Consider the following 14,528-nt stretch of genomic DNA (forward strand, 5'->3'; position numbering starts at 1 on the left):
CCATGGCTGAAAGTACTGTGGCGCCGGCGCGTTTGTCACGTCGGCGCGTGATTCCTGGCCTTGGTTTGAGTCTTGGAATCACCTTTGTTTGGTTGGGGCTGATCGTGCTGATTCCGCTGGTTGGCGTATTTGTCAAGGCCAGTGGGTTGGGATGGAGTGGGCTATGGAAGGTATGGACGGAACCACGGGTGCTGTCTGCGTTGTCGGTCAGTTTTGGCGCTGCGTTAGTTGCGGCGGCGTTTAACGCGGTGATGGGGACGTGGGTAGCTTGGGTGTTTGGGCGTTACGATTTTCCTGGTAAGCGTGTTTTCGATGCGATCATTGATTTACCGTTCGCATTGCCGACAGCAGTGGCCGGTATTGCGCTGGCGGCATTGTATGGACCCAATGGATGGATAGGGCGTTGGCTGGAGCTGGCTGGGTTCAAGGTTGCTTACACTCCGTTGGGGATCGTAGTAGCGCTGGTGTTCGTTGGTCTGCCTTTTGTGGTGCGGATTGTCCAGCCGGTGTTGGCAGAGGCCGAGAAGGAGTTGGAGGAGGCTGCTGCTTCACTCGGTGCGAATCGTTGGCAGACGATGTTCCGTGTCGTATTGCCGACGCTATGGCCTGCAATGTTGACGGGATTTGCGTTGGCTTTCGCGCGCGGTGTGGGTGAGTATGGGTCGGTGATTTTTATTGCTGGCAATCTACCCAATGCAACTGAGATCGCGCCGTTGCTCATCACGATTCGTTTGGAGGAGTTTGACTATTCTGGAGCTACTGCAATTGCGGCAGTAATGTTGTTGTTGTCATTCACGGTGTTGTTAATGGTCAACGCGATGCAGGCATGCTTATTGCGTGTTAAACATCGGGGGGAAGATGAGCAAGGATATGATGTCTGGGCCTTCTCTCTGTGTTCAGGGGCAGAGGGGTGTACAGCGTTGGCATCGGTTGTTGACCGCATCTGCGACGACCGAGTCGTTGTGGGTACAGTGGTTGCTTATTCTGGGTGCGCTTGGCTTTTTATTGGCGTTTTTACTGCTGCCACTGATGCTGGTGTTTTCCGAAGCATTGCGTGGTGGGGTGCAGGTTTTTCTACGGGCGGTCTCTGATCCTGATGCGCTGGCTGCAATTCGTTTAACGATGTTAGTAACAATGATTGTGTTGCCGGTGAACATGGTTTTCGGTGTCGCCGTGGCGTGGGCGGTCAGTAAGTATCAGTTTCCTGGCAAGCGGCTGTTGGTTAGTTTGATTGATTTGCCGTTTTCGGTTTCACCGGTGGTTGCTGGTTTGGTGTTCGTGCTCATTTTTGGTCGGCAGGGGTGGGCTTGGCCGTTGATTGAGGATGGAGTTGACTTCTCCTTGCCTTTGTTTGGCGAGGTTATCGTGAAGTTGCCACGGGTCGTGTTCGCGTTGCCGGGGATCGTCTTGGCGACAATATTTGTCACTTTGCCATTTATTGCGCGCGAGCTGATGCCATTGATGGAGCAGCAAGGCAATGAGGAGGAGTTGGCTGCGTTGAGTCTGGGGGCCAGTGGTTGGCAGACTTTTTGGCGGGTGACGTTACCGAACATTCGTTGGGGGCTGTTGTATGGGGCGTTGTTGTGTGGTGCGCGTGCGATGGGTGAGTTTGGTGCAGTCTCTGTGGTATCTGGTCACATTCGTGGGCGAACCAACACAATGCCGTTGCACGTGGAAATTCTGTATAGCGAATATGCTTACAGTGCTGCATTTGCCTGTGCTTCGTTGTTGGCGTTGAGTGCGTTGTTGACGTTGGCGTTAAAGGCTTTTCTGGAAAAGCGTCACGGTGAGTTGTTGGCTGTCGGGCGCCAGCATTGAGGATGAATTGAGTATGGGGATCAGAATCCAGGAGCTGCGTAAACAGTTTGAGGATTTCACTGCATTGGCGGGTATCGATCTTGATATTCGTCAGGGTGAATTGTTGGCGTTGCTCGGACCGTCTGGTTCGGGTAAGACGACGTTGCTGCGCATTATTGCTGGGTTGGAGCATGCCGATGCAGGGCGCGTGCTGTTCGGTGATGAGGATGCGACAACGATGAGTGTGCAGGCGCGCCGGGTCGGTTTCGTGTTTCAGCACTATGCGTTGTTTAAGCATATGAGTGTGTATGAGAACGTTGCTTTTGGTTTGCGTGTGCGTCGTGGTAAGGCACGTTGGCCGGAGTCGCAAATCAGTGCGCGGGTGTTTGAATTGCTTTCATTGGTGCAGTTGGATGGTTTGGAGCAGCGTTATCCAATGCAGTTGTCTGGTGGTCAGCGTCAGCGCGTGGCGCTGGCACGGGCGTTGGCAATCGAGCCGCGGGTGTTATTGCTGGATGAGCCATTCGGTGCGCTGGATGCGCAGGTGCGGCGTGATTTACGCCGCTGGTTGCGTGAGATCCATGATAGGACTGGATTGACGACGGTGTTTGTCACCCACGATCAGGAGGAGGCGTTGGAGTTAGCCGATCGGGTTGCGATTCTCAATCAGGGTGGGATCGAGCAGGTTGCGAGTCCGGATGAGGTGTATAACCGACCTTCTTCGCCGTTCGTGTATTCGTTTGTTGGGGCGGTGAATCGATTGCCTGGCTGTGTTGGTGCTGATGGGTTGGAGGTGGCTGGGATCGTACTGTCTTGTCCGCCGCAGCTATCGGGGTGGGGGGCGGTGGATCTTTACGTGCGACCTGAGGATCTGGTGCTGGATGCGCAGGAGGGGTGGTCAGCCATCGTGTTGTGGAGTCAGCGTAGTGGTCCAAGGATGCGTGTGCGTGCGCGTTTGGAGCACAGTGCACATGAGGTGGAGATTGAATTGTCTAGTGCGACGGATGAATATGTTGAGGGGCAGAAGCTGCGTTTGATCCCCCGGCATTATGGGGTGTTTTTTAGTGAGTCTGGGAGTTGAGTAGTCTGTCAGATACGAGATATCTGGTTGCTGTGAGGTGAGAGGATTTCTCATCATCAAGTGATGATGGATGAGCACGTTCCAGAAGAGGGGCTATGAGGTTCTACGGGTGAGTCTGTTCTGGATTTGTGCGGGGTGATCTTCCGCTCAGTTTGTGCAATCAAGTCGTTTCAAACGCTACGTTTGTTATTTAATTCAGTGGGTTTGCTTTGATAAGTGCATCATCAATCAGGATGCTTGAGTGTTTTCGCTATTGAGTGTGATTGGTGTTTTATTTCATAGGGGTTGTGTTCGCCGCTATCCGGTGGGCGCAAGCTGTAGCGCTTGTAAGTCCACTGATACTGAGTTGGGTCGCGTCTGGCGATACGTTCGATCCCTGCATTAAGTGCGGTCGCCGCGATCAGTGGATCTGGATCCGCCACCGCTGGGTCGGCGTGTTCCATATGCAAGGCGAACTCTAGATGAGGACTAATTCGCTCGCACCAGGCGTATAGCACGGTTGCGCCGGTCCGTTCCGCTAAACGCTGTATAAGAGTCATGGTCAATGCTTCGATGCCGAAGAATGGTGCAAATACACCTTCGCCGATCTTCGGTTGTTGATCTGGAAGGATTCCGATTGTGCCGCCATTTTTGAGCACTTTGAAAAGATGCCGTACTGCCATCCCTTCTGCACGAACTTGATGGACATTGTTGCCACCACGTACTCGTTGTAGAAAGCCATCTAACACGGCCGAATTCGCTGGACGGTACATGAGCGTGAGCGGCGCAAGATCGGACAGGTACTGTTTCAGTAATTCCCAGTTGCCAAAATGGGGGACAACGATAATCATCCCTCGGTTGCGGGCTAGGGCTGCACTGTACAAATCTACGCCGTGGTATTCACGTAGTCGCGCCAAGTTTTCTGTCTCTGGGTGGGTCCAGATATGTAGCATTTCGAACGCTTGGCGCACTGTGGAATAAATGATTTGGTGATGTAGGCGCGTGTGCTCCTGGGGAGATAGTTCTGGATAGGTCAGTTCCAAATTGCGTTGTGTCACACGACTTTCCCGGGCGTTCAAACAAAGCCAGCAGTAAGCGATCAGATCTGACAGTCGTTTGAGGAGTGGCCAGGGGATGTGCCCTACCAATGATGCGACCCGATATAACCAGCGGATTTTGGAGTTTGCGTTCATTTATGCAATTTTATAAGGACGCTATCTTCACGAGTTGGAGATTAGGTTGCGATCAGTCATATCGTTCTGTGGTGTACTGGTGTGTGATTCATGTCTTCTGTTAATAGGAGCAGGAAACCAAGTTTCAACACCATCATCAGGGCAAATAAACAATGACGTAAGAGAATTCAGATAAACCGAAGCTAATTTAGTGATGGTTTGTGTTTGGAGTGCTCTTTAAGTAAGTATCTATTTTTCAATTGAGAATCCAGGGTTTGACGCTCAATTAGGTGTTTCAGGGCCGCTAAAAATCCTCTGCTGTTAAGTACGAGAAACGGTATTGAACTGTTATAATACTTTTACTTGTATAAGTCTTTGAGAATGCGAAGCCCCATCATGTCCAATGAACGAACTGCTCAGCAATCCGATATCAAGCAACTGATCAGCAAGGGGTTGGAGCAGGGTTACCTGACTTACGCCGAAGTCAATGATCACCTACCAGAGGATCTGGTGGATCCTGATCAAATTGAAGACATTATTGGGATGATTAACGGAATGGGCATTGAGGTCCATGAAGTGGCTCCCGATGCTGAGACTTTGTTGCTTAACGAAGGAAACACTGGGAACAGGGAAGTCGACGATACCGCTGCAGAAGAGGCCGCAGCTGCGCTTAGCGCCCTTGATACCGAAGCAGGACGTACTACCGATCCGGTACGTATGTACATGCGTGAGATGGGTACGGTCGAACTATTAACCCGTGAAGGTGAAATAGCAATTGCAAAGCGTATTGAAGAAGGCTTGAGCGAGGTACAAGCTGCTTTAGGCGCTTTCCCGTTATCTACGGAATTACTGCTTAGTGAATATGAGTTGCATAAAGAAGGTAAGCGGCGTCTGACTGAGGTTGTCGTTGGCTTTAATGATTTGATAGAGGAGGATAACTCCGTAACCTCCTCAGTGGACGTTACTGACGAGTCCATTGTTGAGGTTGACGAAGAAGACGATGACAGTGTCGGTAATGATGAGGATGCGCCTATGATTGGTCCTGATCCTGCCGAAGTTGCTTCGCGTATCGAATCTCTGTCCACTGAGTATGCCAAGTTCAAGAAACTTTACGCCAAGCATGGCCCTGAGCACAAAGCAGTCATTAAGGTGCGTGAAGATGTGGCTGCGATCTTTGTGACGTTCAAACTGTCGTTGCCATTGACCGATTTGCTTGTTCAGCAGCTACAGAATATGGTGAATTCTGTCAAGGATCATGAGCGCAAAGTGCTTCACTTGGCGACAAATGTAGCCAAAATGCCGCGTAAAGACTTCATCCGTTCCTGGGAAAACAACCAGACAAATTTAGAATGGGTGGAGGATGCGATTAAGCGCAAGCAGAAATGGTCCTCTGCGTTGCGTGATATCAAAGATCAGATCACCGCTGAGCAGCAAGCTTCCATTGATTTGGAGAAAGTCAATTCTTTGACGTTAGCCGACATCAAAGAGATTAACCGTATGATGGTTTATGGTGAAGCAAAAGCATCCAAGGCGAAGAAAGAGATGGTTGAAGCTAATCTTCGCTTAGTGATATCGATTGCTAAGAAGTATACCAACCGAGGGTTGCAGTTCTTGGATTTGATACAGGAAGGCAACATCGGTTTGATGAAAGCAGTGTGTAAGTTTGAACACCGTCGTGGCTTTAAGTTCTCCACCTACGCGACTTGGTGGATCCGTCAGGCAATTACTCGTTCTATTGCCGATCAGGCGCGCACCATTCGTATCCCGGTGCATATGATTGAGACGATCAACAAACTTAACCGTATCTCTCGTCAAATGTTGCAGCAGTTTGGTCGCGAGGCGACTCCAGAGGAATTGGCTAAGGAAATGGACATGCCTGAGGACAAGATCCGTAAGGTAATGAAGATTGCTAAAGAGCCAATCTCAATGGAGACTCCGATCGGAGATGATGAAGATTCTCATCTGGGTGACTTCATTGAGGATCCTAATGTTGAGTCTCCTGTGGATACCACAACCAATGTCAACTTGTCGGAAACAGTGCGTGAAGTGTTGGCTGGTTTGACACCAAGAGAGGCGAAGGTTCTGCGTATGCGTTTCGGTATTGACATGAATACAGACCACACTCTGGAGGAGGTGGGTAAACAATTTGATGTCACTCGTGAACGTATTCGCCAGATTGAAGCCAAAGCATTACGGAAACTTCGTCATCCAAGCCGTTCTGAACAACTGCGCTCATTCCTTGATATTGACTGAATCAGAGCTGCTCATGGATCTTTCCCATACGTGCTTAATCACGTGTAGGGCAAGCAAATGTGATCTGGTGCGATGTTGATGCGGCATTGCCTTTGTTCGTTGTTTGTTGCTTTTCAATCTTTAGCAATATTCCCCTTTAAAGAGGGGGGCTGATCTTTGGTAGTGAAATGGGTTTACATGGGAGCAAGGGAGCAATCGAATCACTTCGAAAATTAACGCAATGCGTTTTATTTCAGTGCTACAGTGGCGTTGTTAAAGATAGTTGCGTTTCCTGCTTGATTCCCGGGGAATTGCTGATTACCTACCGTGATATCGCTTAAGCAAGCGAAGTGAAATGTGGTTTTCGGTTTCTTTCATGGCATCAGATTGTGATGCACTACATAAATTACCAAGATAGAAAGAATTATTTTCAATGCGTAGTCGGTTCAGAACTATCCTGTATAGCTTGTTATGTTTGTATTGCTTACTATCAAACCAGCTGGCAATGGTGTTTTACGGGGTAGTTTAGCCTCATCTACAGGGTTCCATTTTTGTGTGGCTGTGTATCTTCCGCCATGTTGGTTACTGGATATCGAGTGTGTCGATTTTATGCCAACCTCTTGGCAGTAGTTGGCCGCGGCTACCGCGTGTATCAAGGTAAGCCTCCAAATCTTTAAATGAAAGGCGCATTGTGCGTTCGCCGCTATAGAGCAGTAGGGTGTGACTCGAAGCGACTGCGATGACAGCGACTAGGCGTTCAGTGGCCAGTTTTGTTTTTGGAATATCAATCAGTTTGTTGCCCTTGCCTTTATCTAGTTCAGGGAGTTCGCTTGCTGCGATGGCTAGCAGGTTGCCGGCGCTGGTCACCGCGACAATGCGGTCATGTTGCACGTTGGTCAGCGGAGCTAGTCCCATGACCTGGGCGCCAGGTGTGAGATGAATCATGGCTTTGCCGGCTTTGTTTCGTCCGGTGAGATTTTCGAACCGGGTGATGAAACCGTAGCCGTGAGAGGAGGCCAACACGAATAATTTGTCGTTGTCGGCACTAGCCATCGCTTGGAATGAAGCACCAGGGGCGGGCGAAAAGCGTCCCGTCAGTGGTTCACCGTTGCCGCGTGCCGAGGGTAGGGTATGCACCAGTGTTGAATAGGCACGTCCTTCGGAGTCGAGGAAGGAGACTTGATGGGTGCTGCGGGTGCGCACGGCTGCCAAAAGGCGATCACCTTCACGGTAGAACATCCCGCTTGGATCGACGTCGTGGCCTTTGGCCGCTCGAATCCAGCCTTTCTCCGAGAGCACCACGGTCATCGGTTCGCTAGCGACCAGTTCGCTTTCATCAATGGCCTGTGCCGCTTGGCGTGCGACAAGCGGCGCACGGCGCGCATCGCCGAACGTCTTGGCATCTGCCAATAATTCGTCCTTGATTAGTTTTTTAAGTTGGACGTCGCTATCCAGGATGACATTGATCTCGTCACGTTCTTTAGTCAGTGCGTCTTGTTCACTGCGAATCGCCATTTCTTCAAGGCGCGCGAGTTGGCGTAGCTTGGTGTCGAGGATGTATTCTGTTTGCGCATCTGACAGACCAAAGCGTGCGATCAGGACTGGCTTGGGTTCGTCCTCGTTGCGAATGATGTGGATCACCTTGTCAAGGTTGAGAAAGGCGATCAGTAAGCCTTCCAGCAGGTGTAGGCGACTCTCAACTTTTTGTAGTCGATACTTGAGACGGCGGGTGACAGTGTCGCTGCGGAAACTGAGCCATTCGCTGAGCAGTTGTTTCAGAGGTTTGACTTGCGGGCGGCCGTCAAGGCCGATCACGTTGAGGTTCACCCGATGGCTTTTTTCTAGATCGGTGGTTGCGAATAGGTGGCCCATGAGTTGTTCTACATCAATCCGTTGGGAACGTGGGAACAGCACGATACGCACTGGATTTTTGTGGTCAGATTCATCGCGTACCCCTTCGCCGTCCAACCAGGGTAGCTTTTTGGAACGAATTTGCTGGGCGATCTGTTCGATTACTTTGGACGGTGACACTTGGTAAGGTAACGAGGTGATCACTACGTTGCCGTCTTCTTTATGGTAGGTGGCACGGGTACGCACGCTGCCATTGCCTGTCTCGTAGAGATTTTGCAGGTCATTGGGTGGTGTGATGATCTCGGCAGCCGTTGGGTAGTCAGGGCCGCGAATGTATTGGCACAGCGCGGCAATAGTGGCGTTTGGGTTGTCAAGCAGGTGAATCAGCGCACTGGCGATTTCGTTGAGATTGTGCGGTGGTACGTCGGTTGCCATGCCGACCGCGATGCCAGTGGTGCCGTTAAGTAAAAGGTGTGGGAGGCGGCTCGGCAGCCATGCAGGTTCTTCCAAGGTACCGTCGAAGTTGGTGATCCAATTCACTGTACCTTCGCTTAGTTCACTGAGTAGGATCTCAGAGATGGGGGTGAGTTTGGACTCGGTGTAGCGCATCGCTGCGAATGATTTTGGGTCGTCGGAAGAGCCAAAGTTGCCTTGCCCTTCGATCAGCGGGTAACGGTATGAGAACGGTTGTGCCATCAGTACGAGTGCTTCGTAACAGGCCAAGTCGCCGTGTGGGTGGTACTTACCGATCACGTCGCCAACCGCACGTACAGACTTCTTGGGTTTTGCCTTTGGATTGAGCCGCAATTCGTGCATGGCGTAGATGATGCGCCGCTGTACCGGCTTGAGACCGTCTCCGATAAAGGGGAGTGCGCGATCAAGTACGACATACATCGAATAATCAAGATAGGCACGTTCGGCGTATTCGCGCAGTGGCATCTGTTCGAAGCCATGGAAGAAGGGACGAGTCAGATCGGTCATTGTGTGGAAGTGTGTTCTCTATTCAAGGAATCGGGCTGTACTGATGCGTCACTCATTCAGATTCAAGTATCGATTATCCGTATGTGGCCCAGGAAGCCAAGTCACGTCAGGCGCTGTGGGTCAGGTGGCAGTTTGGTGAGATGTTGCAAAGGGGGACGAAGTACCCTGAGTAATACGTGTAAATGTGTGTAATCCAGTGTTTCTGTAAGTGATTGGTACGATATTTGCTATTTATTCAAATGATTTGATCGATCATGGTTGCAATTCATCCAGAGTGTCGTTGCTTTCGTTTATAGAATGTTTAATATTTATATTTTGAATAATTTCTTATTGTAACTAATGTGTATATTATGGATCCATCTACATCTCCAGGTATTAGCCTGCTGTTACGTCAAGTCTGTGACGGCCTTGTGCGTCAGTTGGATGAAGAGATGCGTCAAGAGTTTCCCGATCTTGGGTTTACTCATTATCTAGGTCTGAAGGTCATCGCAATACATGCACCATGCACGGCCAACAAATTGGCCCAGGCATTGGATCAAACGCCTAGCGCTGTGACCCGTCTCTTGGATAAATTGGAGGCGATGGGTGTGGTGCGTCGTGAACCGCATGCCCAGGATCGGCGTGCGTTGCACATCGTTATGACGGAGACTGGCAAGGATTTGTGGCGACGTTTGAAACAGCATGGTGAGTGTGCTACCACCTATGCTTTACGTGAATTGTCCGAGGATGATCAAGGCCAACTGATTCACTTGCTGACGCGTATTCGCAATTCGTTAGATTTGTCATGATTCTTTCCGTTTAACATTGCTTGCAGTGTGTCCTTAATATGTTCTGTTAAAGAAAAATTATTGAAGTACATATAAATGTTAAGCCAATTCCTTAGTTTTCATTTCTCTCTCCATCCTTTTTTGTGCCTATACCCATTATTTTTTCTGAGATTATTCGCATCAGTGCACTAATGGCACATATTTTGACTTTGCCACGGAAGCATAACCGCTCGTATATCGTCTTTATAGTTGGGTTAAATTTTAGTTCTCACAACGACAGTAGATATAGTTTTACTTTGACTTCCAGAGGCCCGATTTTTCACAATCGCGGTTTTCCTCTCACCGGGAGTCCCTGAGCATTTTTAACGGCGATCACTCCCAGAAAAGCTGTCGCTTGTTGAGCAGTTTTGAAAAAAAATGGCTGTGCAGATAAGCCGCATATTCAGACCTAATTGAAAATTCACGAATGATTGGTTGACTCAAGCGCCTTGTTGGGAAACCTAGACTCTTTATCTGGTTGGCCTTGTTCCTGTGATGGTTTCTGTTGTATTGCGCTTTCTAGCATCTTGGTAATCACGTTCGTGGTGTTGGTGATCTGGTCGTTGACCGATAAGGACTCAGTAATCAATCCAAAGTGGTTTATCACCGTCACTGCCACGCCGCTACGCTTGTTGATGCTTGCTTATCTGGTGCAGGGGTTGGAGTATTTTCCGTATATTGTTTGGTGGCTCTTTGGGGACGCGGGACGATGGTACGACTGTAGTTCATCCAGGTTGGAGGGCCGTGATGTGTAAATTGGAATCGAGGTGATTTAGGGGTTAGGGGAGAGTGGCAATGAAGTGCTGTAATGCTGCCGTCATTTGATTGGCATGACTGAGGAACGGGGCGTGGCCACCGCCGGTGATGGTGAGTAATTCGGTCTGGTCACTCGGTGCCAGTACCGTTGCTGCCTGGATGCTCGCAGCGGGAACCAGTCGATCGCGTTGCCCGGCGATCCATAGGCTTGGAGGTGTGAGGTCAATCAGGGCGCGACGTAAGTCGGTATGTGCGAGCAGCTCCAGACCTGCTTGGAGTGTTGCGGTGTTGGGTGTGTGGCGTGCATTTAAAATTTTCCGTAATTGGCGCAGTTCGCTTTGTGCGTGTGTTGATCCAAGTGTGTCCAGTGCAAGAAAGCGGTTGATGGTCTCTGTATAGTTTTGTTTCAGATCTTGGGCGAATTGGGTCAATATGCTCACTTCAACGGCGTGTGGCCAATCTTCACGCCGTACGAAGCATGGGGTAGCGGCCAGCATGATGAGGCCACGTACTTGGGGCAGGGTCGCTGCGGCGTGAAGTGCGAATAATCCACCAAGTGACCAGCCCAACCACACTGCTGGAGGGGTCGCCGCTGCGATTGCGTGAACCACCTGCGGTAGGGCCAGTGGCGTGGGAGTGGTGTGGTTGTAGCCGTGTCCGGGGAGGTCGACCAAATAGAGTGTATGGTGTGGCCTGAGTTGTTCGACCAGCGGTGCGAATACACCGCTGTGCATTGCCCATCCGTGGATCAAAACTAGTGCCGGACCATATCCGGTAACTTCGATATACATTGTTAGATGTGTTGCTGATAGGAGGAATCTGGGTGATCTATTGGTCGATCAGTTATCGGCGCTAAGGTGCTTGAATGGTCAGGGGGCCAGTGTCGTGCTTTTTTGTCTTGCGCTGAGATGTGGGGGAGCCCCCCCCCCCTGCCTTGATATCGCGTATTTATACTTTTACAGGTGCGGCTTCGGTCGCGAGGGCATCGCGGGAGCGGGCAAGCGCTTGCACTAATGTATCGATTTGTTCAGTGGTATGCAGTGCGGACAAGGTCACTCGCAACCGTGATTTCCCCTCGGGTACGGTGGGTGGCCGGATTGCGTTGACTAGGAACCCTTCGCGTTCCAATGCCGCGGACATCGCCATCGTTGTGGTTTCATCTCCACATTGCAAGGGTTGGATAGGTGTCTCTGAATCCATGATCTCCAGGCCGTGACGGCGGCTATTCTCGCGGAAACGCTCCACAAGTTCCTGTAGGCGCTGGCGGCGCCATTCGTCACGCCGTGCAATACGGATTGCTGTCAGTGCGGCGGCGGCTTGGGCAGGAGGCAGTGCAGTGGTGTATATGTAGGGGCGTGCGGTTTCGGCCAAGTGTTGGATCAGTGTGGCAGAGCCGAGTACGGCCGCACCGTAGCCACCTAGGGCTTTGCTGAGGGTCACTAATTGCAAGGGGACTTCCTCTACGCTGAGCCAAGCAGCTGCGATACAGCCACGCCCTTGGGGTCCGGTCACTCCGATGCCGTGTGCGTCATCGACATACATCAGTGCTTGTTGGGTGCGTGCGACCAGGCTGAGGGCGCGTAATGGAGCGATGTCGCCATCCATGCTAAAGATGCCATCGGTTGCTAGCATTGCTGCACCTTCGGGTGCGTTCTTGAGTTGATGTGCCGCTCCATCCACATCAAGGTGCGGGTAGCGGCGTAGGCGGCAGCCTGCCAGACGGGTAGCATCTATCAGGCTGGCATGGTTGAGTCGGTCTTGAACGCAGATGTCGTTTTCTTTGGTGAGCAGAGCTTGTTGCACTGCCAGGTTGGCGGTGAAGCCGCTACCGAACAGTAATGCGCGTGGGTAGCCCAACCATTCGGCTAATTCATATTCCAGTGCCTTATGTATTGCGTGGTGGCCGCAGATCAGATGCGAAGCAGTGGCACCGATGCCATTGCGGGCGGCTGCATCCTGTAGTGCTGCGATGATTTCGAAGTGTTGCGCGAGTCCTAGGTAGTCGTTGGAACAGAATTCGACCAGCCAGCTTCCGTTGATTTCGAGCCGAACGCCGTTACGCCTTTCGATTGTGCGTCGTGTGCGTGTGCGGCATTGTGCTAGACGCAGTTTGCGTAGTGACAGTATGCGTTCATTCAAATCGGGTCGGGTCACGCCGGCATCCCTATGTGAGCGTTGAGTCCGTTAGCCTAGCGCGTCAACTGCCATGTCGCCCAGTCAGTGGGTGTTCCGGAGTTTGTCAAGCTTGGTGGTCTGTGGATGTGAGTGGTGCGTTATTTCGGGGATGAATCACTCTGGGAGTGGTGTGATAGGGCTTGGGAGTGCTCATGGTTAGCCTTAGCGGGTGGTTGCTGTGATCCAGAGTACAACGGGTACGGTGTAACTCGAGTCAGGTGAACGCTGCTGCGCATTGTTGTGATGGGGGGGCGCGACATTTCGCCGCAGTTTCTTGGTTTGAGTGTGGTCTTGCAGTATTTATGCTGCTTAGAGCCTGTTAAACACCTATTCTAGTACGATCGGTATTTATCGCCGTTTGGCGGTACGAGTGCCAGCGGTGGCATGGATGGCCGCGGTCTTCATAGCTGCCAGATATTTGTCCTGATTATTGCATCAGCTTTGGAAGGAGCTTGGCTGAGGGGGGATATAATAGGGTGTGTGGTTGGAGTACGTGTGAGTGATGTTGTTGTCATTGAAGTGAGTTTTTTCTGATGGATTCATTCGTCCGGCCATTACTGTTCCGGCATTTCCACCGTATGGCTTGGTTGGCCGCGTTGTTTACTGCCAGCACAATCATGTTTGGTAGTTTTGTCCGCTTATCTGATGCTGGTATGAGTTGTCCTGATTGGCCGACGTGCTATGGCCGTATCACTTGGCCGCAGACGGTCGCGGAGGCAAATGCTCATGCTGCCAGTCAGATCCGCCCATTGGAGATGCATAAAGTCTGGCGTGAGCAGGTCCATCGTTTCTTGGCCGGTATGTTGGGCGTTGAGGTATTAGTGCTGTCTCTGTTGGCTGCGCGTCGCCGTAGGTTCAGTGTCGTGCAAATCTTCAGTGCGGTTGTGTTGGTGGTGGTGTCGATTCAGTTGTACATGGCTGGTCAGCATGCTGGAGCAATGGCGGCGGCGTTGTTAGGTGAGGTGATCCTACTGTTGGCTGCGCTGCGCTGGAATAACCAAGATTTGTCTCGGGCTGCTGTCCTGACTTTGGCAGTTGTGATTTTCCAAGCATTGTTGGGGATGTGGACGGTCACGTTATTGCTGAAGCCGATTGTCGTGATGGGGCACTTGCTTGGCGGTTTGCTGATGTTTGCGTTGCTGGTGTGGATGGCTTGGCGGGCGACTCACTTGCCGATCACTTTGGTAGATGCCACTAAGGTGCGTTGGTGGCTGCGTTGGGGTGTGGTGATATTGGTGTTTCAGATTGCACTGGGGGGATGGGTCAGTGCTAATTACGCAGCGCTGGCGTGTGGGGGGGGCGCTTGGTTGGTAGACAATTTCCCGCGTTGTGTGGGTGAGTGGTGGCCGCCGCACGACTTCACTGAGGGCTTCACTTTGCTCCGTACGATTGGTGTGGATTATGAGGGTGGTGTACTTGATGGCGCATCGCGGATTGCCATCCAGATGATGCATCGGTTGTGGGCGATTGTGGCTTCTGTCTATCTGGTGTGGCTGGCGTGGCGTTTATCTCGTGAGCCCGGCATGTTGACTTGGGCGTTAGCGTTAGCATTTCTGGTGGTGGTACAAGTGATGCTTGGTGTGCTCAACGTTAAATTGGCGGTTCCTCTGGTGGTGGGGGTGATGCACAACGGCGGCGCGGTGGCATTGCTTTTCGTATTAGTTTCTTTGCTCGCACGGCTGCGTGCTCCGGAGTGAG

General features: G+C 51.4%; 10 protein-coding genes and 1 pseudogene. 7 read left to right on the top strand and 4 right to left on the bottom strand.

The window, feature by feature from the left end:
- Positions 1 to 2 precede the first annotated feature (2 nt).
- From cysT to F7G16_RS03120, 3 genes and pseudogenes are all read left to right on the top strand, one after another.
- Positions 3 to 851 (top strand): annotated as a pseudogene (gene cysT / locus F7G16_RS03110) (sulfate ABC transporter permease subunit CysT); the annotation flags it as partial.
- A 7-nt stretch (positions 852 to 858) separates the two neighbouring features.
- Positions 859 to 1,818, top strand: coding sequence for a sulfate ABC transporter permease subunit CysW (gene cysW / locus F7G16_RS03115; RefSeq protein WP_004090634.1), 960 nt, complete (start codon positions 859 to 861; stop codon positions 1,816 to 1,818).
- Between the two features lie 13 nt (positions 1,819 to 1,831).
- The gene (locus tag F7G16_RS03120; protein ID WP_011097711.1) at positions 1,832 to 2,878 is read left to right on the top strand and encodes a sulfate/molybdate ABC transporter ATP-binding protein; all 1,047 of its coding nucleotides are present in this window, start codon (positions 1,832 to 1,834) and stop codon (positions 2,876 to 2,878) included.
- A 224-nt stretch (positions 2,879 to 3,102) separates the two neighbouring features.
- On the opposite strand, the gene F7G16_RS03125 is transcribed toward F7G16_RS03120, so the two are convergent.
- Positions 3,103 to 4,050, bottom strand: coding sequence for a lauroyl acyltransferase (locus tag F7G16_RS03125; RefSeq protein ID WP_004090638.1), 948 nt, complete (start codon positions 4,048 to 4,050; stop codon positions 3,103 to 3,105).
- A 375-nt stretch (positions 4,051 to 4,425) separates the two neighbouring features.
- Here F7G16_RS03125 and rpoD point away from each other — a divergent pair, with 375 nt between their 5' ends.
- The gene (gene rpoD / locus F7G16_RS03130; RefSeq protein WP_014607668.1) at positions 4,426 to 6,282 is read left to right on the top strand and encodes an RNA polymerase sigma factor RpoD; all 1,857 of its coding nucleotides are present in this window, start codon (positions 4,426 to 4,428) and stop codon (positions 6,280 to 6,282) included.
- Positions 6,283 to 6,843: 561 nt separating this feature from the next.
- Here the strand turns inward: rpoD and parC are convergent.
- Positions 6,844 to 9,093: a DNA topoisomerase IV subunit A gene (gene parC / locus F7G16_RS03135; RefSeq protein WP_004090641.1), complete on the bottom strand. Its 2,250-nt coding sequence runs from the start codon at positions 9,091 to 9,093 to the stop codon at positions 6,844 to 6,846.
- Between the two features lie 350 nt (positions 9,094 to 9,443).
- On the opposite strand from parC, the gene F7G16_RS03140 reads away from it, so the two are divergent.
- Positions 9,444 to 9,881 carry a MarR family winged helix-turn-helix transcriptional regulator gene (locus F7G16_RS03140; RefSeq protein ID WP_004083857.1) on the top strand — a complete coding sequence of 146 codons (438 nt, stop codon included), beginning with the start codon at positions 9,444 to 9,446 and terminating at the stop codon, positions 9,879 to 9,881.
- Between the two features lie 545 nt (positions 9,882 to 10,426).
- Positions 10,427 to 10,654: a hypothetical protein gene (locus F7G16_RS03145; RefSeq protein ID WP_174851736.1), complete on the top strand. Its 228-nt coding sequence runs from the start codon at positions 10,427 to 10,429 to the stop codon at positions 10,652 to 10,654.
- A gap of 24 nt (positions 10,655 to 10,678) precedes the next feature.
- Here F7G16_RS03145 and bioH read toward each other — a convergent pair whose 3' ends face one another.
- Together bioH and bioF are read right to left on the bottom strand one after the other, a co-directional pair.
- The gene (gene bioH / locus F7G16_RS03150) at positions 10,679 to 11,446 is read right to left on the bottom strand and encodes a pimeloyl-ACP methyl ester esterase BioH (RefSeq protein WP_004090643.1); all 768 of its coding nucleotides are present in this window, start codon (positions 11,444 to 11,446) and stop codon (positions 10,679 to 10,681) included.
- A 157-nt stretch (positions 11,447 to 11,603) separates the two neighbouring features.
- Positions 11,604 to 12,809 carry an 8-amino-7-oxononanoate synthase gene (bioF, locus tag F7G16_RS03155; RefSeq protein ID WP_004090644.1) on the bottom strand — a complete coding sequence of 402 codons (1,206 nt, stop codon included), beginning with the start codon at positions 12,807 to 12,809 and terminating at the stop codon, positions 11,604 to 11,606.
- A 554-nt stretch (positions 12,810 to 13,363) separates the two neighbouring features.
- On the opposite strand from bioF, the gene F7G16_RS03160 reads away from it, so the two are divergent.
- The gene (locus F7G16_RS03160) at positions 13,364 to 14,527 is read left to right on the top strand and encodes a COX15/CtaA family protein (protein ID WP_004090645.1); all 1,164 of its coding nucleotides are present in this window, start codon (positions 13,364 to 13,366) and stop codon (positions 14,525 to 14,527) included.
- The last annotated feature ends 1 nt before the right edge of the window (position 14,528 follow it).

Source organism: Xylella fastidiosa (assembly GCF_011801475.1).
In the GTDB taxonomy this organism is placed as follows: Bacteria; Pseudomonadota; Gammaproteobacteria; order Xanthomonadales; family Xanthomonadaceae; genus Xylella; species Xylella fastidiosa.

Excerpts from the sequence above, each read along its gene's own strand:
- F7G16_RS03120 (WP_011097711.1), top strand. The coding sequence starts at position 1,832 with ATGGGGATCAGAATCCAGGAGCTGCGTAAACAGTTTGAGGATTTCACT.
- parC (WP_004090641.1), bottom strand. The coding sequence starts at position 9,093 with ATGACCGATCTGACTCGTCCCTTCTTCCATGGCTTCGAACAGATGCCA.
- F7G16_RS03140 (WP_004083857.1), top strand. The coding sequence starts at position 9,444 with ATGGATCCATCTACATCTCCAGGTATTAGCCTGCTGTTACGTCAAGTC.
- bioH (WP_004090643.1), bottom strand. The coding sequence starts at position 11,446 with ATGTATATCGAAGTTACCGGATATGGTCCGGCACTAGTTTTGATCCAC.
- rpoD (WP_014607668.1), top strand. The coding sequence starts at position 4,426 with ATGTCCAATGAACGAACTGCTCAGCAATCCGATATCAAGCAACTGATC.
- F7G16_RS03125 (WP_004090638.1), bottom strand. The coding sequence starts at position 4,050 with ATGAACGCAAACTCCAAAATCCGCTGGTTATATCGGGTCGCATCATTG.
- F7G16_RS03160 (WP_004090645.1), top strand. The coding sequence starts at position 13,364 with ATGGATTCATTCGTCCGGCCATTACTGTTCCGGCATTTCCACCGTATG.
- cysW (WP_004090634.1), top strand. The coding sequence starts at position 859 with ATGAGCAAGGATATGATGTCTGGGCCTTCTCTCTGTGTTCAGGGGCAG.